At 34.4% G+C, this 23648-nt stretch carries 22 protein-coding genes; 12 read left to right on the forward strand and 10 right to left on the reverse strand.

Features of this window, described 5'->3' with window-relative positions:
• The first annotated feature begins 80 nt into the window (after positions 1-80).
• Entirely contained in the window at positions 81-860 is a 780-nt protein-coding gene (locus tag NSQ89_RS07350; protein WP_341133147.1) for an EcsC family protein, read from the forward strand.
• Positions 861-939: 79 nt separating this feature from the next.
• On the opposite strand, the gene NSQ89_RS07355 is transcribed toward NSQ89_RS07350, so the two are convergent.
• Both NSQ89_RS07355 and NSQ89_RS07360 read right to left on the reverse strand, forming a co-directional pair.
• Complete coding sequence (locus tag NSQ89_RS07355; protein WP_163186547.1) at positions 940-1080, reverse strand: hypothetical protein; 141 nt, start codon at positions 1078-1080, stop codon at positions 940-942.
• A gap of 204 nt (positions 1081-1284) precedes the next feature.
• The gene (locus NSQ89_RS07360) at positions 1285-1884 is read right to left on the reverse strand and encodes a DedA family protein (protein ID WP_341133148.1); all 600 of its coding nucleotides are present in this window, start codon (positions 1882-1884) and stop codon (positions 1285-1287) included.
• Between the two features lie 450 nt (positions 1885-2334).
• Here NSQ89_RS07360 and psiE point away from each other — a divergent pair, with 450 nt between their 5' ends.
• Positions 2335-2763 carry a phosphate-starvation-inducible protein PsiE gene (gene psiE / locus NSQ89_RS07365; protein WP_047940088.1) on the forward strand — a complete coding sequence of 143 codons (429 nt, stop codon included), beginning with the start codon at positions 2335-2337 and terminating at the stop codon, positions 2761-2763.
• 247 nt (positions 2764-3010) lie between these two features.
• Here psiE and NSQ89_RS07370 read toward each other — a convergent pair whose 3' ends face one another.
• The 3 genes from NSQ89_RS07370 to NSQ89_RS07380 are packed head-to-tail and all read right to left on the reverse strand — an operon-like array spanning position 3011 to position 7831.
• Positions 3011-4813: an ABC transporter substrate-binding protein gene (locus NSQ89_RS07370; protein WP_341132409.1), complete on the reverse strand. Its 1803-nt coding sequence runs from the start codon at positions 4811-4813 to the stop codon at positions 3011-3013.
• A gap of 29 nt (positions 4814-4842) precedes the next feature.
• Positions 4843-6357 carry an ABC transporter permease gene (locus tag NSQ89_RS07375; protein ID WP_341132410.1) on the reverse strand — a complete coding sequence of 505 codons (1515 nt, stop codon included), beginning with the start codon at positions 6355-6357 and terminating at the stop codon, positions 4843-4845.
• 13 nt (positions 6358-6370) lie between these two features.
• Complete coding sequence (locus tag NSQ89_RS07380; RefSeq protein ID WP_445668958.1) at positions 6371-7831, reverse strand: ABC transporter permease; 1461 nt, start codon at positions 7829-7831, stop codon at positions 6371-6373.
• A gap of 135 nt (positions 7832-7966) precedes the next feature.
• On the opposite strand from NSQ89_RS07380, the gene NSQ89_RS07385 reads away from it, so the two are divergent.
• Both NSQ89_RS07385 and murI read left to right on the forward strand, forming a co-directional pair.
• Positions 7967-9694 carry a dipeptide ABC transporter ATP-binding protein gene (locus NSQ89_RS07385; protein ID WP_144579741.1) on the forward strand — a complete coding sequence of 576 codons (1728 nt, stop codon included), beginning with the start codon at positions 7967-7969 and terminating at the stop codon, positions 9692-9694.
• A 256-nt stretch (positions 9695-9950) separates the two neighbouring features.
• On the forward strand, positions 9951-10736 hold the full coding sequence (murI, locus tag NSQ89_RS07390) for a glutamate racemase (protein WP_095257525.1): 786 nt from the start codon (positions 9951-9953) through the stop codon (positions 10734-10736).
• A gap of 100 nt (positions 10737-10836) precedes the next feature.
• Here the strand turns inward: murI and NSQ89_RS07395 are convergent, their stop codons facing one another.
• The 3 genes from NSQ89_RS07395 to thrC form a co-directional block, all read right to left on the reverse strand.
• On the reverse strand, positions 10837-12081 hold the full coding sequence (locus NSQ89_RS07395) for an MFS transporter (RefSeq protein ID WP_095321321.1): 1245 nt from the start codon (positions 12079-12081) through the stop codon (positions 10837-10839).
• Between the two features lie 23 nt (positions 12082-12104).
• Positions 12105-13031: a bifunctional helix-turn-helix transcriptional regulator/GNAT family N-acetyltransferase gene (locus tag NSQ89_RS07400; RefSeq protein ID WP_341132411.1), complete on the reverse strand. Its 927-nt coding sequence runs from the start codon at positions 13029-13031 to the stop codon at positions 12105-12107.
• A gap of 210 nt (positions 13032-13241) precedes the next feature.
• Positions 13242-14516, reverse strand: a complete 1275-nt coding sequence (thrC, locus tag NSQ89_RS07405) for a threonine synthase (protein ID WP_095321332.1) — start codon at positions 14514-14516, stop codon at positions 13242-13244.
• Positions 14517-14675: 159 nt separating this feature from the next.
• Between thrC and NSQ89_RS07410 the strand changes: the two genes are divergently transcribed.
• The 6 genes from NSQ89_RS07410 to NSQ89_RS07435 all read left to right on the forward strand — a co-directional run bounded on the left by NSQ89_RS07410 (position 14676) and on the right by NSQ89_RS07435 (position 19070).
• A complete protein-coding gene (locus tag NSQ89_RS07410; RefSeq protein ID WP_341132412.1) occupies positions 14676-15566 on the forward strand; it encodes a LysR family transcriptional regulator in 891 nt (296 codons plus the stop codon).
• A 70-nt stretch (positions 15567-15636) separates the two neighbouring features.
• The gene (locus NSQ89_RS07415; RefSeq protein WP_047940097.1) at positions 15637-15978 is read left to right on the forward strand and encodes a cupin domain-containing protein; all 342 of its coding nucleotides are present in this window, start codon (positions 15637-15639) and stop codon (positions 15976-15978) included.
• A gap of 99 nt (positions 15979-16077) precedes the next feature.
• The gene (locus NSQ89_RS07420) at positions 16078-16416 is read left to right on the forward strand and encodes a helix-turn-helix domain-containing protein (RefSeq protein ID WP_341132413.1); all 339 of its coding nucleotides are present in this window, start codon (positions 16078-16080) and stop codon (positions 16414-16416) included.
• Between the two features lie 194 nt (positions 16417-16610).
• The gene (locus tag NSQ89_RS07425) at positions 16611-16967 is read left to right on the forward strand and encodes a YunG family protein (protein WP_061796612.1); all 357 of its coding nucleotides are present in this window, start codon (positions 16611-16613) and stop codon (positions 16965-16967) included.
• A gap of 164 nt (positions 16968-17131) precedes the next feature.
• Positions 17132-17617: a DinB family protein gene (locus tag NSQ89_RS07430; RefSeq protein ID WP_144579736.1), complete on the forward strand. Its 486-nt coding sequence runs from the start codon at positions 17132-17134 to the stop codon at positions 17615-17617.
• Positions 17618-18194: 577 nt separating this feature from the next.
• The gene (locus NSQ89_RS07435) at positions 18195-19070 is read left to right on the forward strand and encodes a helix-turn-helix transcriptional regulator (protein ID WP_341132414.1); all 876 of its coding nucleotides are present in this window, start codon (positions 18195-18197) and stop codon (positions 19068-19070) included.
• A gap of 499 nt (positions 19071-19569) precedes the next feature.
• Here NSQ89_RS07435 and NSQ89_RS07440 read toward each other — a convergent pair whose 3' ends face one another.
• Both NSQ89_RS07440 and NSQ89_RS07445 read right to left on the reverse strand, forming a co-directional pair.
• Positions 19570-20535, reverse strand: a complete 966-nt coding sequence (locus tag NSQ89_RS07440) for an NAD-dependent epimerase/dehydratase family protein (RefSeq protein ID WP_341132415.1) — start codon at positions 20533-20535, stop codon at positions 19570-19572.
• Positions 20536-20604: 69 nt separating this feature from the next.
• Complete coding sequence (locus NSQ89_RS07445; RefSeq protein WP_061796851.1) at positions 20605-21111, reverse strand: TetR/AcrR family transcriptional regulator; 507 nt, start codon at positions 21109-21111, stop codon at positions 20605-20607.
• 400 nt (positions 21112-21511) lie between these two features.
• Here NSQ89_RS07445 and NSQ89_RS07450 point away from each other — a divergent pair, with 400 nt between their 5' ends.
• Together NSQ89_RS07450 and hmpA are read left to right on the forward strand one after the other, a co-directional pair.
• Positions 21512-22102 carry a DUF421 domain-containing protein gene (locus tag NSQ89_RS07450; RefSeq protein WP_235844430.1) on the forward strand — a complete coding sequence of 197 codons (591 nt, stop codon included), beginning with the start codon at positions 21512-21514 and terminating at the stop codon, positions 22100-22102.
• Between the two features lie 198 nt (positions 22103-22300).
• Positions 22301-23521: an NO-inducible flavohemoprotein gene (gene hmpA, locus NSQ89_RS07455; RefSeq protein ID WP_341132416.1), complete on the forward strand. Its 1221-nt coding sequence runs from the start codon at positions 22301-22303 to the stop codon at positions 23519-23521.
• Positions 23522-23648 lie beyond the last annotated feature (127 nt).

Consider the following 23648-nt stretch of genomic DNA (forward strand, 5'->3'; position numbering starts at 1 on the left):
GTCATTGCAATTCATTATGCATTTAAAGATAATTCGAAAATTGGGAGAAAAAAATGGAACAGTTAAACAAAAATAAAGAAATGGAAAATCAAAAGCTGCTTAGAAAAAAATTAAAGAATATTGAAAAATGGGAGAAAAACCAAAAAGGTTTGTTCTTTTGGGAAAAAATCGGAAGACTCCCATTTGTGCTGTTGGATAAATTGACTCCAACATACATCCAAGAGAAAATACATATATTATTAGATGAAATTGCCGTATATATTGATAATGGCGGACAGTATCTAGTGGATAATGAGAAAACATTGCATAAAGTTAAAAAAGAATTATCGTTAAAGGAAGATGTGAAATTGGAAGATATAAAACATTTTCCGATTGATTCCATGGAACAGACAGCAGAAGCCTTTATCAAAAATCGTGCGAAAAATGCCCAAATTCAAGGGGCTACAACTGGTTTTGGCGGTATTTTTACACTAGCTATTGATATCCCCCTTATCTTTGGAATTACGTTAAAAACCATCCAAGAAGTAGCAGTAGCATATGGTTACGACCCTTCAGATAAGGAAGAGCGAATATTTATGATTAAATGTATGCAATTTACGTCTTCTGATATAGTTGGAAAAAGGGTCATTTTAAATGAATTGACCAATGCCTCTAAGGAGGAAGGTTTCGCACAGCTGCAAGGGTGGAGAGAGGTGTTTGCTTCTTATCGAGATAATTTCGGATGGAAAAAACTTTTTCAAATGATACCAGTAGCCGGAATGATTTTTGGTGCCTATACGAATAAAGCGGCCATAAAAGAGGTAGGAGAAGTTGCTAATATGCTTTATCAAAAACGGAGAATATTGGAAAGAATAGGCTAAATCGCTGGACAGTTAGAAATATAGGGGAGGAGAGGGCAATAGAAAAGCCCCCTGATGGTACTAGAGGGCAGATTTTGAATTATTTTCTTTTCGATTCTTGGATGGATACATGCTTTGGCCTTTTTGGATAGGAAGCTTTTCCTGAATCATCTGGACCAGTAAGATCATTTCGTTGGTCGAGAACCTTTCCCGTAAACTCAACTGGAATTTCCTTTTTCATCTTTACCACCTCCATTTAATAGGATAGGTAAAAATAAAAATCCAATGACAGGTAAATTTTCCATTTCTGATTTTAGCAGTAATCTCGATAGCGAGGGGAACATAGAGAGGTATTGCTACTATTCACTTAATCTATTATTTCAGAAAAAAAAGAAACTAGCTCCAGTATGTTTTATATACATGCTGGGGCTAGTCCCTTTTACAACTATTGTACCTTCACCTTCATCTTTTTCCTTTTTACAAACAGCCAAATAATAATAATTATTGCGATAGGGATTAATAAATAGTTCGTATATTGACCAAATACTTCGCCCGCTTTTTTCCATTGAGGTCCTAATTTATAGCCCAAATAGACATACATCGCTGTAATGGGAAGCATGGCTAAATAAGTATATATGATAAATTTCCATATATTCATTTTGGCCATCCCACAAGGAATCGAAATACCCGTCCGGACTAACGGAATAAATCGTCCTAAAAAGGCGATACTTCCACCATATTTTTCAAAAAATTGATCCGATTTAGTAATATGCTCATCCTTTAAGAGAAAAAATTTCTTGAACTTCATAATTGCTGCTCTTCCGCCATAACGGCCTAATGCATATAAAGTGAGTGGTCCCAATACACCGCCGATCGAACCTGCAAAAATAGCCCCATATAAATTCATATCTCCTTCATATACCCAATAGCCAGCTAAAGGTAGTACCAGTTCTGCTGGAACAAATTCAAAAGTTAATGCAAGCATAATACCAAAATACGAAAGTCCTTTAAAGGCCTCTATCATTTGTAAAATCAAGTCTTCTATGGAAATCTCCTCCTATTATTTATGATAACGCAGAATTCAGACTATATCTTTATATGTAAGGCGAAAGTAAGTCCTTTACGTTATAGATTAAGTGTTATTGTTTTCATACCAATAAAGGAAAATTATACTATACAATTGTAAACCTGTCGAATGGGATTTAACATAGCAAAGAAGAGTGAGAAACAGTTATCCCAAAATTGCTATTGTTAATGTCAAAAAATAAAGTTTTAACGAAAGGTCCGAAGACAGAGGTATGGTGAGAGGAAAGATTTACAGCAAAATACGTCATTAAGAAAGGGGATTTATATTAGCGATAGCCTGTTTAGGAGCATAGATTTGGAATAAGATGATGTAAATGAGAAGTATTAAAAAGCCTCCTTTTTAATGGTTAATAATAAAAATATGGCTCATATTAAATAGATAACATACCTAATAAAAGGAGCTAGATGGATGCAAAGTGTTAGAGCTAATCTAATCAAGTTTTTTACGCAACTGCCTATATTTTTACAAGCATTATTGAATAGCTGTTTGTTTCTTATAGGGATAACATTGAGTTTTCTTCTTATAAAAGAAACATGGTTTATCTTTTCCTATGTCGCTTTTGTAACAGAGGATGAAAGAGATTATTATTTATTTACTGAGGAACTGCTTACTTTCTTCTTATACTTCGAATTTATAGCTTTAATAATCAAGTATTTTGATTCGCATTTTCATTTTCCATTACGCTATCTCATTTATATTGGTATTACAGCTATAGTAAGATTAATTATTGTGGAGCATGATGCGCCCATTAATGCCTTCTGGTGGGCATTGGCTATTCTTATTTTGATTATTTCATTATTATTAACGAATTTAAGAATTCTCAAGAGAGATTATTAGTAATACTTTTGAAAAAATAAAGGAAGTAATTCTTTAATCAAAAAATGGTGATGGATAATATGCTAAGCTTCTTGATTCACAATACCTTTGCAAAAAAGGTTAGGGGGAGCATTTTTACTCATAAATAGGAGAGAACACCATCTAAAGTTAATTAGAAGAATATCTATAGAAAAAATGGATGAGAATTTGGTTTTTGGTGGGAAACTCTCTCCATCCTAACTAAAAGATAGGATAGAGAGAGGAATAGTTATTTACCTTCGTTGTACTTTTTTAAATACTCTTTTACTTTATCAGCATCGGCGTTTAACTCATTGCCAGTCTCTACTAATGGACTTACGGTTGAAACTGCTTTAATTTTATTGCCTTGATAATAGTTAATAAAATCGTCTTGATTAATAGAATACAATACTGCTTTTCTTAAATCATCACTATTCGCTACTTCTCTATTTTTCGTATTGAATAATAAGTAGGTTACACCGTTACTTTCTTGGCGTTGCAGGGTAAGCTTGCTATCTTCTTCCACTAGATTATATTTCGTTTCAGGTACTCCATTGAAAAGGTGAATTTCCCCATTTCGTAAAGAAGAAAGGGCGCTATCAGCATCTGCTATAAAGCGTACTTGAACAGTAGAAATTTTCGGCTCAAATTCGGTACCTTTTTGGTATGCTGGATTCTTTAAGAATACTGCTTCGTAATCATTTTTATAAGAAAGAATATAGGGACCGCTAGCAAATAATGTATTATTATATTTGTCGCCTTCAGTTACTGTATTTTGATCCCCATAAGGAATGTCTTTATTAATATCAAAGGAAGCTACATCATACGTATTAATACTTTCTACTTGTTTCTTCGAAACGATACCTGCCGATTGATGGGCTAAATAATTTAAAACTTGGGGGAATGGCTCAGTAGTAGTGACTTTAACTACTTGATATTTGCCTTCCTTATTATTTGCATCTTTTTTATCAGAGACTAATTCTGTAATTTCCTTGTCAAGATTTTTTTCTAGTGCTGCTTTTATGGTTGTGCCGCTTCCAGCTTCTTTCGCATTTAATTCTGCTAAATCTGTCACAAGCTCCGTTGTTTTAATATGTTCATGAAGGCTGTATGTACGGTGATCCGGAACAGAATTTTTGTCTTTGGCGCGGTCAAGCGAGAAGATAACATCGTCTGCACCAACTCTTTCTCCAGTGTCAACAGCTTTCTTGTCTTTGATTTGTGCAAAGTTAATATCATCTCTTAGTAAGAAGTAATATTCAGAATTTCCATCAGCGATACTGTAATTATGAGATAGAGATCCTTCCGCAGTGACTTGGTCGTCATCTGTTAAATTAATTAAACGGACATACATATTTGTGTTTAATGTATTAATAGATCCATCATTTCCTTTAATCGGATCAAGAGATGTCAGTGTAGAAATAGCCTGTTGAACAATTAATGGATCCGTATTTCGTTTGGAAGTATCTTTAAAGTCAATTGTTTCCCAAGCGATTGCTCTAGATTTTGCAAGTCGAACAGTTGCTGGATCCAAGACTTCTTTATTTACTCCTTGGGCTTTATAAGAAATGTATAAAGGAGCGATATAAGCTTTATCAAATACTAGTTTTTGTTCTAATTCCTTATATGTTTCTTTATATTCATCCGGTGATTGCGTACTTGCCTTATCAATTAAAGTATCAATGTCTTCATCTGCTAAAATACTATAATCTCCGCCTGTTTTAAAGAGGGAGCGTACTGCATAATCTGGGTTACCTGTTACAGTCGTCCAGCTAGATACCGCAACATCATAATTTCCAGCATCTTGTTGCGCTTTGAAGCTCGCATAGTCTGGTTGAAGATTTAATTTAACATCAAATCCATTTTTTATTAATTGATCTCTTAAAATATTGATGTCAGACTCACTTGTGCTACTGCCCAAGATTTCAATGGTAGGTTTTGCACTTGTTTTCCCATCATTCCCTTTGTCTTCCTCAACACTTGATTTCGTATTGACACATCCTGCCGCGACTAAAACAAAGACAAGCAAGAAGGCTAATAAACTCTTTTTCATGCAAAATTCCCCCTAAATATATTTTTTTATTAATCTAACTTAGGATCCAATGCATCTCGAAGACCGTCTCCCAAAAAATTGAAGGAAAGGACTAAGGCTATGATGCATAATCCAGGATAAATGGCAAGATAGGAATGGGATTCAAGATAGGCACTCCCGATTTTTAGAATATTCCCCCATTCTGGAATATGCGGTTCAACCCCTAATCCAAGATAGCTTAAACTGCTTGTAGCTATCACAGCACTGCCAATAGTAAGGGTTGACTTAACAATCATCGGTGCAAGCGAGTTTGGAACTGCGTGCCTAAACAGGATGGTAAAATTATTTGCTCCCAATGCTCTTGCGGATTCAATATATTCGAGATTCGTAATCATGAGAATATTTGCTCTCATCGTGCGTGCATATGTTGGGATAGATCCAACACTTAAAGCGATAATGAGGGTAATAGTGTTCGAACCGAATGCGGCAATAATGACAATTGCAAGTAAAATACCAGGAATAGCGTACAATACATCCAATAGTCTCATGATTACGTTATCTGCTCGATTACCATAATAACCAGCTAAGGCACCTAAGAACCCACCGACAAATAATGGAATAATAGTAGATAGAAACCCTACAGTTAATGAAATTCTTGCTCCAAAAATAATTCTAGAAAAAAGGTCTCTACCAAAATCATCTGTACCTAAAGGATAGGCAAGACTGGGTGTCTGAAGGATGGCACCGTAATTATTCTCCATTGCCATATCTTTATCGAATGTCAGATAACTGCATATAGATAAAGCAAACAGAAAAATAATAAAGAATAGGCCAAGCATGGCAGAAGCATTATTGGTTATTTTCCTCCACGTTGTATTCCATCCAGCTTTCCCAGATTGTTTTTCTTTTCTTAAATCACGCAAGAAATTTATTCCTAAAAGAAGGGCAAATAAGTTCCCTGATAGTGCAGTAAGGAACAAGATTAAAGAAAGTACGATAACTTTTGTAGCGTTTAAAGTACTTCTGTCTTTTTTGAATAGAAAATAAAAGACGTAAAGATAAAAAAAAGAAATCGCAATGAGAATATACATGCCTAGTAAAAACGTATCTGCAACATATGGTTTAAACAAATTTAAAGCAGAAACAGCAATCACAAAAAACTGTGTTAGTAGCATGTAAACAGCAAATATATAGTCAATTGATTTGTTTTCTTTAATTAGTAATAGTCCGGATGAAGCAGTAAATACATTCCCAACCAGTACACTTAATAACTGAAAATATCCCCATTTTCTTGTTGATTTTTGAATAGAGCCAAACTGCTTCAGGTTTTGTTTAATCTTCCATGTAATCAATACCTGTATGATTGATACGAATAGATAGGCAGCAAATGCACTTAAGAAAAATGGTTTAATCACAGCTGATGAATAATCAAAGCCATTCATTAAGAAAATGATGGTCAGAATAAGAGAAACGATTAAGGAAAAAACTGCTTGTGAATATTCTAAAGGTACTTTCTGTGCTTGTTTTCTTCGGTAATGTGGTGTATCTACCGTAGTATTAGACATCGTAACACCTGCTTTAATATTGTTTCATTTTCGTACGTATACGTGGGTCAAAGAATGCATACAATACGTCAATTAATAAATTTACTAGGGAAATCGTTATGGCAATATAAACCAATCCGCCCAAAATACTCGGAATATCAGGTATGAATTGCTTATCAACAATAAAGCTTCCTATTCCGCTAATATTAAAAACTTTTTCTGTCACAGCTGCTCCACCAAGCATTCCGCCAAACAATAGACCGATGACGGTAATGACGGGAATCATGGCATTAGTGACAGCGTGCCTCCATATTACAGTTGACTTGCTTAATCCCTTTGCCTTTGCGGTGATAATATAATCTTCATTAATAATCTCAAGGGTAGAAGAACGCATCATCCTGGCAATAGAAGCAGTAAGACCAGTTCCAAGAACGACTGCAGGCATGATAATGGAAATCCAATTATCAGGTACGTATGTAGCTGGAAACCATTTTAATTTAATCGAAAAATTAAGAATAAAGATTAACCCTTGCCAAAAATTTGGAATAGATAAACCGATTAAAGCAATAAACATAAAACTATAATCAAAAATAGAGTTAGGTTTAGTTGCTGAAATAATGCCTATAGGAATCGCAATAAGGATTGCCATAATAAGCGAAATAAAAGCAAGTGTAAATGTGATTGGAAACTTTCTTGCAATACTGTTTGCGACTTCCTCATTTCCTGTGTAGGAATTGCCTAAATCAAAGGTGAAAATTCCTTTAAAGGCTTGTATCAATTGATGAAAATAAGACTGATCAAGACCATAGATATGATTAAAGTTGGCAATCTGATCTTTCGTTGCTGTTTCCCCAAGGATATTAACTGCCGGATCAAATGGTGAAAAATATAAAATAGTAAAGACAAGAAGTGTTACGCCAAAAATGACAAAAATGCTCATTATTAATCGCTCTAGGATGAACTTTAGATAGGGATTAATACAGATCAGCAAAAATACATACATCAGTAAACCAGGTAAAAACAAAAGGGAAATTATCTTTTTGTTTGTGATGAAAGCTAGGAAGGTTTCTGAAAAGGATACCTTCTTGTTTCCTAACGCAAGCATTTTTTCCTTGCTTCTTTCCATTATGTCCGTTTGAAATTGCTCATTCGCCCATTTTCTTGCTTCTTTATTTAGTTCAGAGGGTGTATGTGCTTGATTGAAAAATTGTACCTTCTTTTCTAGTTGTAAGCGAAATTTTTTATGTAAGCTTTCCCAATCCCCTTCTTTACGTAATTGTTCTTCTATTTCTTCCATAGATTTTTTTGAAGGATCATTCTGTTTCTTGAACAAATACAGGAACAAGGCGAAGAGTGTGAGAGGCAAGCCCAAAATATAGATTGCACAGCGATAAACAGGTCTTTTTTGAAGCTTTATAAAGCTTTCTTGTACAAGATTACAGAATGCTCTAGTACGATTACTAACGTTGGTGCTTTTTACATGAACAGGTTCCAAAGTATTGTTTCCCCCCTTTTTCTTTAAATTGCATTATTCCGACCTGTATAGTATATTTTATTTGTAGATATCAGAAAAATCAATACATAGTTTGAAAGAAAACGAGAAATAAGAAAAAAGATAGTGGGGGAGATTATGGAAGTAGTATTAAAGGTTGATAATCTGAGAGTCTCATTTACTTCAAATGAACAAGAGCTTGAAGCGGTAAAGGGAGTTAGTTTTGATATTAAAAAGGGAGAGACATTAGGTATAGTTGGGGAGTCCGGTAGTGGAAAGAGCGTAACAGCTCGTTCTATTATGCGACTACTACCATCCCCGCCATCTCACTTGAAAAGTGGCGATATAACATTTTTGGGAGAAAATCTAGCAGAAAAAACGGAAAAAGAAATGGAAGGGATTCGCGGGAAGGATATTGGAATGATATTTCAAGATCCAATGACTTCTTTAAATCCTACGATTAAAGTTGGGAAGCAAATTGCAGAAGGGATTTCTAAGCATCAACGTCTGTCAAAATCACAAGCGAAAAATCAGGCAATGGAATTACTGCGGCTTGTTGGTATAAGGAATCCCGAAGAAAGATTTAATCAGTATCCACATGAATTTTCAGGCGGGATGAGGCAGAGAGTAGTAATCGCAATGGCATTGGCTTGCCGGCCAACTCTTCTAATTGCAGATGAGCCAACTACGGCATTAGATGTTACCATTCAGGCTCAGATTCTTGCTTTGATGAAGGAGATGCAGCAGCGATTCGGCACTTCTATCATTCTAATTACACACGATCTCGGAGTAGTGGCAGGAATGTGTGATCGTGTTGTAGTGATGAAAGAAGGAGAAATAGTAGAGACTGGCACAACAGAGGACATATTTGAGCAGCCCAAGCATGCCTATACAAAAAAGCTGCTAAATGCTTTACCAAGACTTGATGAGAAGAAGGTGAAACGAAAAGTCAGTATAACTTCAGAAGCGCGTCTTCACCCAATCCTTGAGGTTAATTCATTAAACAAGCATTTTGATCTTGGCAAGGGGAAAATATTAAAAGCAGTAGATGACATTAGTTTTCATATCCATGCTGGTGAAACATTAGGGCTTGTGGGAGAATCAGGATCTGGTAAATCAACGACAGGAAGATCGATTTTACGCTTGCATGAGCCAACTAGTGGCGAAACCCTATTTCAGGGAATTCCTGTTAATCGACTAAATAAGAAAGAGTTGAAAATGCTTCGACGTCATATGCAAATTATTTTTCAAGATCCTTATGCAAGTCTTAATCCAAGGTTCAAAGTTCTTGATATTATTGGCCAGGCGCTAGATATTCATCAGCTATATAAAGATCCCCATCACCGTTTAAAAAGGGTAGAAGCGTTATTAGAAATGGTAGGGTTGGAAGCTAGTCACGCTTACCGTTATCCACATGAATTTTCAGGCGGGCAAAGGCAAAGAATCGGCATTGCAAGAGCACTGGCAGTAGAGCCATCTTTCATCGTTTGTGACGAACCGTTATCTGCGTTGGATGTGTCCATTCAAGCACAGATTGTAAAGCTCCTAGAAGAATTGCAACAAAAACTGGGTCTTACGTATTTGTTTATTGCTCATGACTTAGCTATGGTGAAACATATTTGTGACAGAGTTGCTGTCATGTATGCAGGGAAAATAGTAGAAATTGCCGAAAGCGAAGAGCTTTATTCCAATCCTTTACACGATTATACGAAGGCATTACTTTCCGCCATCCCAATCCCTGATCCTAAGATAGAAAAAAATAAGAAAAAAATGGATCCAATAGATAATCGACAAGTTAAATATGAGGTGGAGAATACACTCCTTAAAGAGGTTTCAGCCGGACATTGGGTAGCAATGCCTGTTTAGCATTGCTGCTCTGATAGGAAAATTCATAATATTATACACTTGAGGGACTCCTAATTCATTAGATAGCTTTCATAATTTCGATTTAAAAAATATAATCCATAAAGGTAGTAGACGTTTTTTGTTACATTATAGTTCCGCAAACTCTTCTAACTATAAAGGACAGTTTACCTAAACAAAAGTTAGAACTTAAAAATGTTTAGAAAAAATGGTATTCTTAATAAGTGATATAAATACATAAGAAGAAGGTTGAAAAGTAGTGAGAATAGGATTTTTTGATTCTGGGATTGGTGGAATGAGTGTTCTTCACCAAGCAGTGCGGTTGCTTCCAAATGAGGATTACTTATTTTATGCAGATACCTTACATGTTCCGTATGGTGAAAAATCGAAAGAAGAAGTAAGAGATTATATTTTTAGTGCAGCAGACTTCTTAGCTGATCAAGGCATTAAAGCATTAGTGATTGCCTGTAATACGGCAACGAGTATCGCCGTAGACGATCTTCGCCATAAATATGATTTTCCTATTTTGGGAATTGAACCTGCCGTAAAACCAGCAATTCAAAGTTGTGAAGGAAAACAAAAAAAGGTATTAGTATTGGCAACTAATTTAACTCTTCAAGAAGAAAAATTTCATAATCTTGTCAGAAGTTTGGACCAACATGATATTGTTGACAGTTTAGCTCTTCCTGGTCTTGTCCTATTTGCTGAGAACTTTGAATTCAGGAAAGAGAAAGTAATTCCTTATTTAAAAGAACAATTGGCTTCGTTCGATATCACGCAATATGGAACAATTGTGCTTGGATGTACCCATTTCCCATATTTTGAAAACAGCATAAGAGCAATTTTCCCTGATAATACGAATATAATTTCTGGAAGTATGGGAACAGCAAAGAATTTAAAAAGAATTCTTGAAGAAAAGAATCTAATAAATAAAGAGGGAACTGGCGACGTTACATTTTTCCAATCAGGTATTAAGATAGAAGATCAAGAAACTTTATCAAAGTATAAAAGATTATTAGGAAAATTGGATAAAGTAATATCTTGATTAATTTCGAATAAATTTAGTCAACATAACAGGGTAAATTAATAGAAAGGTAAGCCAGTTTATTAGGCTTACCTTTAATCTTGTAGCTATTTTTGAACGGCTATTTTTCTTTTTGTGTAATCTTATGAGGTTCAGGAAGGAATATGTTTAAGATGGCTGCTCCTACTAAGATTATTATGGAAAAATAAAAAGAAATAGTATAACTACCTGTTTCGTTATAAAAGAAGCCTGGTAAATAGGCGCCCAATGCCGATCCTATTTGATGACTAAGAAATAGCCACCCTAAAATGAATCCAATGGAATATTCCTCAAAATACTGCGTTGCCAGCAATTGAGTTGGAGCAACAGTAGCAAAGTCGACCAATCCAAAGATTACTGCAAATATAAGTAATAATGCAGGATTGTGACTAGACAAGAGAATCCCAATAGATATTGCCCTCATTCCATATAATAGAAATAGCATTTTGCGGCTGCTCCAGCGGTCAGCTATTATACCAGATAGTAAGATACCAATAATATTAAACCCAGCAAGTATACTTACGGCAGCGCTAGTAACACTTGTTGAAAAACCATGATCATGCGAAAATGGTATAAGATGTGTATCCATTAATCCTGTGGTAGTAAAACCACAGATTGCAAAAGGTAAAATTAAAAACCAAAATTGTCTTTTTAGAAAGACATTACCTATGGAAGCGTTTGTGTCTAGAGTCTTTTTTGGAACTGTATCGTCTTCGGCAATTTCGCCGCCAATAGGAACTACCCCTTTTTCTCTAGGATGATTTCGCAAAAATAAAAGAACGATAGGAAAGACAAAAAGCACTAAAAAGACGCCTAAGATAACTACGGTCATTTTCCAATTTAGTAAATGGATCAGCAAAAGAGATCCAGGGACGAGAAGCATTTGTCCTGCACCAAAGCCAGCCTCCATAATTCCAAACGCAAGTCCACGTTTTTCGTTAAACCAATTGGTTATAACTACTGTGGCAGCTACATTGGATGCTCCTCCCACACCGAGAGAAACCATAATTCCATAGAGAAAGAATAACTGCCAGGGATGTGTTACGAAAGCTGTAAGAAAAATACTTATTCCTACTAGGAAAGTACTAAAGGATAAAATGAGACGAGCCCCCCATTTATCTACTAGTCTCCCAATAAGTGGTTGAGACAGCCCATAGATGACAAAACTCAAAGTGGAGATAAGAGAAATGGTTCCTCTATCCATGGAAAAATCTGTTTCCCATGGCTCAACAAAAGCTCCAAATGAAAGGCGAACACCTTGAACGGCTAAAAAAGTCAAAAATGTAACAAAAACAATAATCCATGCGTAATGAAATGTTCTTTGCATATTTACCCCTCAAATAATAGTGATTAGCTTTTTTTAAGATCTAAATCCCAGCGTTCTTCTATTAAATTGGCTCCCCACAAAGACTTTTTCTCTTGTATTTCCATTATTTCAAATCCGAATTTTTTATATAGTGGTCTAGCTGTCACCATATCACTAACGGTCCAAAGAAAAATTCGTTCATAATCATGATCTTTACAGTATTGGATAAGAGCGTTAATAAGTTGGGTGCCGATTCCTTTTTTGTGAAAGGATGGATTTACTAAAAACCATCTTAACTGTCCTACTTTATTGCCATCATTTACTAAGCCAATACAGCCTGCAAATTCACGATTTATTTCTGCAATCCAGATTCTTTCGATATCAGCATGAAATGTCTCCTCAAGATAGGCTAAAAAACTATAATCCCATTTATGGACTTGATTATAAAATAACCATTGTTGTTTAATCATGTTGTTAATATCTTCTAAAGTATAATAACTTCTAATAGAAACGGCTTCCTCGTTTTTTTCGTTAAATGAGGCAGAAAGAATTTCTTGGATTGTACACATGGAGGCTATCAGCTCTTGCTGCTGTTCAGGGCTCAAAGCTTCACGTATGTATTCTACTTGCTGATTAGCTTTTTTCTCCAACTCTTTGTAAATCAATTCCCCATGACTGGTAACATATAAAAGATGATTACGGCCATCATCTTTACATTTTTGCTTATAAACCATTTTCTCTTTTTCGAATTTTTTGATAATTCTACTTACATAACCGCCATCTAAATCTAATCTTTCTTGAATATTTTTGGCTGTACAATTTTCTGTATTATAAATTTCAAAGAGAATACGAGTTTCTGTTAATGAAAAAGGGCTATTATAGATATGTTCATTTAGGAACCCTAAAACATCTGTGTAAAATCTATTGAATTTTCTGAATTCAAACCCAAACTTACTCTGCACATCTATCATTTTTAACACCTCATTTAATAGTATAATGTCATTATTTTCTTATTCTAGTCAAAATACTTGCTTGAGTCAACTATTTATCGAGCGTTATTTAAAAAAATTAAATAAGATATACAAATGTAGTAATAAAAACGTTCCTGTAGAGGTAGGAACGTTTTTGTTAAAGTAGATTAATAAAATGAATTTCAATCAGCCGTCAAGTTCTTTTGACTTTCATTTTTCACCGTTCATGCTATTAGTTATGCTGTTTCGTGATAGATTGGTATGATGGATGGTATTTTTATAGGTGGCATTGGTATTTTCTTCATGATGGTAGTATTTTAAAACATCCGTGTCCTTGAGAATATTTCCAGTCAGAATACATAATGCGGATTCTTCTTTATCAATTACCTGCTTAGAAACTAAATTGCGCAGTCCGGCAAGTGTTGCCGCTGAAGCAGGCTCACAGCCAATCCCACTTTTATCAATCATAGCTTTAGCATCAAGTATTTCCTCATCCGTTACAGATATAGTAACTCCCTGTGTTTGCAATAGAGTTTGCAGCGCTTTTTTCCAGCTTGGTGGATTACCGATATTCAACGCAGAAGCACGAGTGTAAGGAACAGGCTCAGGAATAAGTTCCTTTTGTTGTTGAGACACCATTTTATGAAATGGGCTAGCACCTTCTGCTTGTACAACTGCCACTCGCGGCATTTTCTTTATTAATCCCAGCGTATATAAATCAGATAATCCTTTTCCTAATGCTGTTGCATTGCTTAAAGCACCACCAGGAACGATTATCCATTCAGGTAGTTCCCAGTTTAAATACTGTGCGATTTCATAAATAATACTTTTTTGTCCTTCTATTCTAAATGGATTGATAGAATTACAAACATATAATTCAAGCTCGCTGCTATATTTTTCTAAAAAATGAATGCCGTCATCATAAGTCCCCGGAAAACTAAACACTTTTGCACCATAAGAAACTGTCTGCAGAACCTTATTTAAAGAGATATCTTTATCTGGAACGAACACATAAGAATCTGCGCTAGCAATGGATGCGTACATCGCTAAAGAAGAAGAAGTATTCCCGGTTGACGTACAAGTGAACTTCTTATATCCTAAGGAGTTGCCATGAGAAACAGCAACAGTCATGCCGTTATCTTTAAATGAACCACTAGGGTTCTCACTTTGTGCCTTGATATAAACTTGTTTAAGCCCTGTATAAGTTTGTAGTAATTCTGACGCATATAATCCTGTATTCCCTTCATATTTTGTGACAATAAAGTTATCAGGCAACTCAGGAAAGATTAACTCTTTGTATCTCCATACACCACTTGCATAAGGTGTCATCCGCTCAGAAAGACGTTCTTTAAATAAATGCTTTAATAAGTCAGCATCATAATGTTGAAAGTCATGCACAATATCAAGCAGACCGCCGCATGAACAATGATATACAAACTCGTTTGAAGTAGATTCTTTCTTACAGTCAATACATACAAATTTCATCATTATTTGGGTATCTTGTAGATCCCATTCACCTCTTTAAAAGAAAATTTTTATTGCGAATTAGTTTTTGTAATTTTAGAATAAAAGAAAATAATAAATAAATCTAATATATATTTATTTGTCATTGATAACTTTTATCTATGAATCTAGAGGTGTAATATGAATCTTCACGCTTTGAAGCTATTTCACATTGTTGCTGAAAAAGGAAATGTTACTCGTGCTGCAGAGGAGCTGAATATAAGTCAACCTGCTGTAACAGCACAAATAAAAAAGTTAGAACAAGAGATAGGGATGACTTTATTAGCTCCAAAAGGGAGGGGGATTTTATTAACGGAAGCAGGGATTGAACTTGCCAAACACGCTAAAAGAGTGTTTTCTCTTGAAGGAGAAATGGAAGTATATCTTGAACAATATAAAAATGGGTCGATCGGAAAGCTGCGCATTGTTGCAACCTATCTTCCAGCAAATTTCCTGCTGCCTAAATGGCTTGCAAAATATAAGCGAAGATATCCTGAGGTTGAAGTAGAATTAACTACTACTAATTCGCTTAAAGCGATGGATCAATTAATTAATTATCAGGCAGAAATAGCTTTCATCGGTGGGAAAAGAGAATTCCATCCATTTCTAACCAGAAGAGAATTATTTGAAGATGAAATGTGGTTTGTAGTGCACAAACACCATAAGTTTGCTTTAAAAAAGGTTACATTAGATCAAATTATGTGCGAGCCATTTGTATTTAGAGAAAAGGGCAGTTCTGCACGTCAAAAGTTGGTTTCGCTATGTACAATAAACAGCATTAATCAACCAACCGTCGGCTTACAAATTAATGGATTAAATGAAGCGATTAGGGTTGTCATGGAAGGTTATGGGGTTACTTTTGCCTCGTCTCTAGAAGTTAAAGAATATATTGCTCGTGGAGATTTAGCAAAAGTGAATGTAGAAGGGATTGAGTTAAAAAACCCTATCTCCATCTGCAGGAGAAGAGAAGATGAACTTTCAATGCCTGCCCAACATTTCATCCAAATGGTTATGAATGACGAGAATAATTAACTCGCAGTTAAAGAGGAAGAAGGATGGATGGAGTTATGTTATTAATAATATAAGGGGGGAGAGAAAAAGAGTGAAAAAAAATAAAAGCAATGCGGAACATTACCTATGGGGAGATAATTGTGATGGATGGCATTTAGTGAAGAATCAAGATTTGAGTATAATTCATGAACGTATGCCTGCTCATACATCAGAAGTAAGACATTATCATCAACACGCGCGCCAGTTTTTCTATGTTTTATCAGGAGTAGCAACGATTGAAGTTGACGGCAAAGAAATAACGTTAAAACCGCACGAGGGATTAGAGGTTCCACCTTTAGTGCCACACCAGATGTTTAATAAATCAAATAATGAAGTAGAGTTTTTGGTGACTTCTCAACCGACAAGTAAAGGAGATAGGATTTTAGTGGATTAAAAGATTTATAATGAGCCTTCTCTAGTAGAGTATGGAGTAGAGAGAAATGGTTGATATACATTATTTAATAAGGAAAATTACGTTATGGAGGGTTGAAGCTTGAAACAGAAAACCTATATAGTTGGTGTATTAATATTGGGAATAGCAATAGTATTAGCTGCATTTATTTTAAGTGATAATTTTAAAAATTTAGAGAATAAAACCACTAATAAGCAAGCTATCCCTGTTTTAATGACAATCTCTCAACTTTCCGAATATCTTCAGATAAGTGAGGAAGCGATAGGAAAAATCATAAAGGAAGATGATTTGGAAAGGGCTAAATTAAGTAGTTATGATACATATCAATTTATTCCCTACTTAAAAATCGATAATCAAAAAAGATTTATGAAATCGGAAATTGATGAATGGTTAAAGTATAAGAATGATCAACATGAATAGACATTCTATTTCAATATTGTTAAAATCTGCGAATTTGTTATTCATTAATCTAAGGAGGTTTCCCATCATTTTCTTTTTGCAAAATTCTTTTGAAAGTAACAGGCAAGATTGCTTTGAAAACAATAGATGGATTGATTAATGGAATAATGCCAATAAGGAAAAATACGCTCTTGTAAAAGGGGGAACTGAATTATATGGAGAATAACTCATTAAAAATAAAACAGATAGAAGAAGCTCTGCATAAATCTTGGTCTTTAGAATCAAGTTCAAAATGGAGTGAGGACAATCCAGCAAAGGGACATTGTGGTGTAACCACATTAGTGGTAAATGATATATTAGGTGGAGAAATTAAAAAAACTAAACTTCCTGATGGATGGCATTTTTATAATGTTTTGAATGGAAAACGATACGATTTTACAGCATCTCAATTTAGAGAAGCTATCGTATACTTAGATAGTCCTTCAAACAGAGAAGAAGCATATATGGATACAAATGAGAAACAGTATAATTATTTAAAACAAAGGGTTTTAAAAAACTTAGATATTATTTGAACTAATGATGCTTTCCTTAGAGTGTTTGGAAGATAGTTTCTTATGGTGTACAACGGAGTATGTCAGTTCCATAGGAAAAATTTAACAGGAAATACAATTATGGATTATATTGGTATATAAAGAGGAGAATGAGGTTGATATTAGATTTAAAGGGAGATTCGCAAATGGATCCTATCGTGGGTATGCTATATTCCATGGTAGAAAATAATTATCAAAGACTCAAATCAATTGTGGCTGGTATGGATCAAGAGGAGCTAGAATATAAAGGTCCAAGTCAAAATGACAATAGTACGGCTCAATTGCTGAGACATTTAATGTATGTTGACTTAAATTGGGTCTATCGAATAAGAGGAAAGGTAATTCCCATAGAACTTGAAGATAGATATGGACCAATGTTAGATAAAAATAATCAATTACCGCAAGTTACAGATATTTCATTAGAAGTACTTCTAAACGAATATGATTATGTTTTATCTTTGCTTAAATCTGTATGCCGCCAGCTAACGGATAAAGATTTACTTCAAACAGTGGAATATGAAGATGGAAACGATGCAACCATTCAATGGGGGATTTGGCATCTGGCGGACCATAACAGATATCATCAAGCACATATTAATCAATTGCGAAAATGGTTCAATACATACAATTAAAAGATTTATGTTCCATAAAGAGATAATAATAGTGGATTTCAATAGAAGAGGGTGGAAATAAAATAGATAATGGGTAAAGAGAACAAGCGCTAATTTAGTAGTGAAACCAATTCGTTTCATTAGTTCCATATTTTTTCAACCCTTAAACATTGTTAGTAGGAAAAATGGAGCAGGCAGAATACACATGGATTCCTTGGAAGCTGTTTTAGAGCCTGCAGGTGAAGAAAGACCGTGTCTTAAAACTTTAAAACCTATAAAAGCGAAGTGTATCCAATCTGCAGGGATTACCACCAGTTTTCTTTCTTAAAATAAATTACCCCGAACAGTTATACGAAAATACTTCGTATAATTGTTCGTTTTTTTATTTGGTTGGAATATTATTCCCAAGAACCTTACAGTTACTTGTTCCCTTTTTCATATTCGCCTTTAAATCGGTATAATAGGAACGATTGTTCTAATTGTAAACCAACCTATCCACAAGAGAAAATCTCTACCGATTAAAAACATAATAAAGCTAGCAAATAATATCAAAAAATATAATCGGTTATCCTCTAATATTATAAGTGAGGTGAGTAAAGTGTATCGCAAAGTAGCTCAAGATGTAATTTGTTTTCTAGAAGACTATTTGTTAGAAGATTGGCATTTAGAGGATTATGCATCAAAAATCGGTTATTCAAAATTTCACTTATCACGAATCTTTAAAGAGGAAACTGGATTGACGATAAGTGAATATATTCGAAAACGAAGACTGGCAACAGCAGCAATGCAATTATTATCTTCAGATGAATCGCTAATTGACATTGCGTTTAAATTACATTTTCAGTCACAAGAAGCTTTCACACGTTCTTTTAAAGAGCTATATACTATGCCGCCAGGAAAATACCGCAGAGTAATGCGAATACTTCAAGGAATGGAGGAAAAAGTGATGAGTGATCATACAATAATTAAAGGATGGAATTTAAGCGGTTCAAACCCAGCATTATATGAAATGAGAACAGATGAACAAGTATTTCATACAGGTACGAAATCAGGCTTGCTGACTTCAAAAGCAGATATAGGAGAAGGACAATTTGGAACAATGATGCAAAGTTTTTCTGCAGATAATTGGAAAGGAAAACGTATTAAAATGTCTTGCTTTATAAAGACAGAAGAAGTTAGAAAGTGTGGAGTCTGGTGTCGAGTAGACAATGCTTTAGGCGATGTAATCCAATTTGATAATATGGACGATCGGCCGATAGAAGGTACAACAGATTGGAACTTTTATACGATAGTTTTAGATGTTCCGAAAGAAAGTAAATCGATCCACTTCGGAGTCCTGCTAACAGGAACAGGCAAAGTATGGGCTGATGGTTTTAAATTTGAAGAAGTAAATCTTTCTGTGCCATCGACTAATATGCTGATACGAGATACTTTACCACTAGAGCCAATTAATTTAGATTTTAATGGAGGCTGATGGATTTTTGTATTCGTTATTGATTTACTGCTACTTTCTACGTTACGGCTGATCGGCCTATTATTACTGGAAAGATTGTATTAGCACATCTTAATGAGTTCCATGATTACTACAAATAAAGGCACTGGAAGAGGAAGCTAAAGCTTATTGAAATAAAGGATAAAGCTGGGGCTTATATTGCAGTAAGAAATAGCCAAATTGTGAAGATGAATAATCGTTCATAAAATTAATTAGTTCCAAAAAATAAAGCAGCTTGAAGACAAGATAATTCCTATTGGTATCAGGGCAACAGCGTGAACTACACGAGGGTTTAGCATTGATTTAGTAGTAAGATACGTGTATTCACGCTGTTGGTATTAGAAATAAACCTTCATGAAACTGTAGCCTTAAAAAATGAGAATGAATATAAGAATCTTTCTTTAGTATTTCTGTTTAATTATTGGAATTTATTTAGAAGCTAGAATAATTATATCCTAAATTCGCTCAATATCTGAATATATTATTTGGCTGACTGAGTGTCTTTTTGAATGGAGCGAATTGTTTCGGCTATACCTACTTCAAATGAAGTTTGGATTAAGGAACCAATTGTCTTTTTATACTTGCTGCCATCTAAGTAAACAGGAGTTTTTGTTAAATAAGACATTTCAACCAGCTCTTTCATGACAGGGCTGAATATTCCAATCAGCTTTAACATGTATCTTGTTAAGGGGATTACCGGAGCAGATTTTCCTGCTGTAGATTGTGCTATCTGGATAAGTCTCTTGCCGGTTATAGTGTTTCCTGGGATATTCCAGTTTTGTCCGTATGCATCATTATTCATAGCAAGTTCTATTATCATTTTTGCCGCATCTGGTAGATATACATACTCTCTTGGAATAGAAAGAGAACCAATATAAGAAGATATTTTTCCTTTCGCTATATTTACTAACGTCATCCCTAAATAGGAGTTGAAATTTGCTGTAGGGCCATAATAATCTGGAAGTCTTATAATCATTGTTTCGGCCTTTATCCACTCATTACTGAAAATTAGTTTTTCTAATTCAAGTTTAACTTTTCCCTTCTTTGTATGGGGGTTTTTAGGATGTTCCTCATCGACTAATGGGGTTCTGGCTTTTCCATAGGGATATATTCCATCAATAAATACGATTTTTTTGCTAAGTTTATCTGCAGCAGTCATGACAGCCTTTCCTAAAGGAATTTGAGAATGATGCATTTCCACATATGGAACAGCTGCACATTGAAAAATTACATCAGCATCTTTAGCAGCATCATAAATACTGTTATAGTCAAAGGCATTTCCTGATTCCAATGTCAATAAATGGCTATTACCCAATTTTTCTTTTAAGCTATGAAGTTTTTCCATAGATCTACCAAAAGCTATCGTTTTAATTCCTCTATTTAGTAATTCCTCTGTAATGGCAGCTCCAGTACCGCCGGTTGCACCTAATACAATAACATTTTTCATAATAAGTTCAGCCTTTCTATTTTATTTAGTGATTGATCAATAACTATTTTTTAATAAAATAGACGATAGTTAGTCGTCTATTTCCATTAATTTTGGCAAATTTAAAGCTAGGGATATGTTACACAGCATTCCACGGGCTAAAAATAATAAAGTTTTTTCAGAGGGGTTAGAGACACCAGCTGTTTGAAAGGCTGTATATACGATGGATTGTATCTTTAAAAACTCCTCTTGCATAAGCGTAACGATATTAGTTTCTCTTATTGTTTGAGCCTGCATTTGCAGCAAGATTTCATTTTCATAATTCCTCATAATTTCTTCATAAGCCTGAATAAGTTCTATTTCTAGATTTTCTACAGAAGCAGATTGGATAACTTGTGAAAAAGCAGCTTGAATTCTAGACCACGATAATTTTAAGGCTTCTTCTAGTAATAGTTCTTTTGAAGAAAAAAAACGGAATATATAGGGCTGAGAAATCTCTGCTTTATTTGCAACCTTCATTGTTGTTGCCCGGTAATATCCTTCTTGCGCAAACACTTCAATGGCAGCAGATAAAATTTCATCTCGGCGATTACTCATATTTTGCTTTTCTTTCAAAAAACTCCCACCTTTTAGTTAGTGATTAATCAATTACTAACTAAAATATAATAGATAATTTTTAAAAAATCAAGCGTAAAAGAATAAAATTTTGTTTTTTGCACCTAGGGAGTGAATTCTAAAAAAGTGGACTTAGCTTAATTTAAGTTGAATAAAAAACATTCATACATAGAGAACTAGATTTATTAAGAAAAGTGAATAGCTTATTAATTTCTCTACAAACTACTTAAAGAATAATAAATTTAAGGATGGTAATGCATAAATGGGAGATATTTTTTTTATTACTATACTGAAGAGTATTGTAATATATATTTTAGCATTATTTCTCAGTCGAAAAATCGGTACCAGATTTATATCACAGATGAATTTTGTTGATTTTGTTATGGCAGTTTCAATGGGGTCATTAATTGCAAATGATTTTATTAATGAAGATTTTCCTACACTATCAGCCACCACTGCTTTTATAATGTTTGCTATCTTAACAGTATTATCTAGTTATTTAGGCTTGAAAAGTTGGAAGTTAAGGAAATTAATCAATTCTGAATCAGTTACATTGGTTAAAAACGGGATAATTGTGTATGAGAATATGAAGCAAATGAAGTTAACGATAAATGAATTAATGATGAAATTAAGGTCGAAAGATGTTTTTCATATTGCCGATGTAGAATTTGCCATACTGGAAACTGACGGTAGTTTATCTGTATTGCTCAATTCAAATAAGCGACCACTTACGCCTTTTGATATACACATTCAAACAACAAGTTCAATTATCAAAAAAGATATTATCATTGATGGAGAATTATTGGAGGAAAACTTAACAACTGCTGGTTTAGATAAGGAATGGTTGACAGCTGAATTTAGGAAGCAAAAAATTAAGAGTTGTTCAGAGATTTTCTATGCGGGAGTAGATAATACTAATAATTTGTATATATCTAAGAAGAATATTTCTAGTAAAGAAGCACATGGAAAATAGAGCAATTTGATCTCAGCAGATTGGGTACTGTCACCAAAAGGCTAGGGTAAAAGACCGACTTTTGGGAGAAACTAGCGTGAAGCTCTTTTTTATTTAGACGTCTGCCTATTCTATTATAAAAGGAAGAGATAGTTTGATTTTTAGCTAAACTATTTAGCTGCTGCAAGAATAATGAACTTATCTAAAGAGGTGTATAGCATGTTAGAAGAAAAAACGATATTAATTGTTCAATCAACTGCTCCCATACTAAAGGAGCACAGCAAGGAAATTGGTTTAAGATTCTATAAACTACTCTTTGAAAAAGCACCTGACTTGTATAATATCTTCAACCAGACAAATCAAAAAAGAGGAATTCAACAAGAGGCATTAGGTTACACTGTTTATGCTGCTGGAGAGTATATTACAAATTTGGATGCTATTAAACCTGTTATCGAGAGAATATCTCAAAAGCACCGTGCTATCGGAATTAAAGCAGAACAGTATCCGGTAGTGGGAGAAACATTATTGCAAGCAGTTAAGGATGTACTGGGTGACGCTGCTACAGATGAAATTATTAATGCTTGGGAAAAGGCATATGGCTACATTTCCGATGCTTTTATAAGTTTGGAAGAAAAATTATATGAAGAAACAAAAAAACAAGCTGGCGGGTGGGAAGGATATAAAGATTTTTATATTGAAAAAAAAATAAAGGAAAGTGAAGATGTAACCTCTTTTTATTTAAAGCCTAAAGATGGCAAGGAAATGGCGATTTACAAACCAGGTCAATATTTAACACTTAAAGCTACAATACCTGGTGAGAAATACACACACATTCGGCATTACAGCATATCGGAAGCACCTGGTAAGGATTATTACCGAATCAGCGTTAAAAGAGAGGATGATGATCGAAGCACTCCTGAGGGAATTGTTTCGAACTATTTACATAATGAAATAAAGGAAGGAGATATTTTACTATTTTCCGCCCCTGCGGGTGATTTTGTTTTAGATACCAAAGATACTTCATTAGTTTTAGTTAGTGGGGGAATTGGAATTACTCCTATTTTGAGTATGTTAAACTCAGTTGTTTTAGAACAACCTAATCGTGAAGTTACATTAATATATGCTACCAAAAACGGTAAGTATCATCCTTTTAAAGAGCATATAAAGCAGTTAGAAAAACGTCATACCAACTTAAAAACGCTAGTTTGTTATGATTCGCCAACTACAGAAGACAAACAAGGGCTTGACTTTTATCTAAAAGGCTATGTGAATCAGGATTTACTTAATTCAGTTATAAAGAATAAAGATACAGAAGTTTATTTATGCGGATCTGTTCCTTTCATGCAAGCTATCGTCTCAATCTTAGACAAAATTGGAGTACCCAGAAGTTACATTCACTTTGAATCCTTCAGCCCTTTAGCTATCTTGGGTGAGGAATAATTAATAATAAGCCAAAGTACTATAGAAGAATAAGTTTGAAAAATTCGGGCGCCTCCATCAAACCAAGGATAGGAGGTGTCTGTATTATGTATGGATACTTAATTAGAATATATTTGTGATTACTTTA

Origin of the sequence: Niallia sp. FSL R7-0648, assembly GCF_038007005.1 — a bacterium.
Lineage (GTDB): Bacteria > Bacillota > Bacilli > Bacillales > Cytobacillaceae > Niallia > Niallia circulans.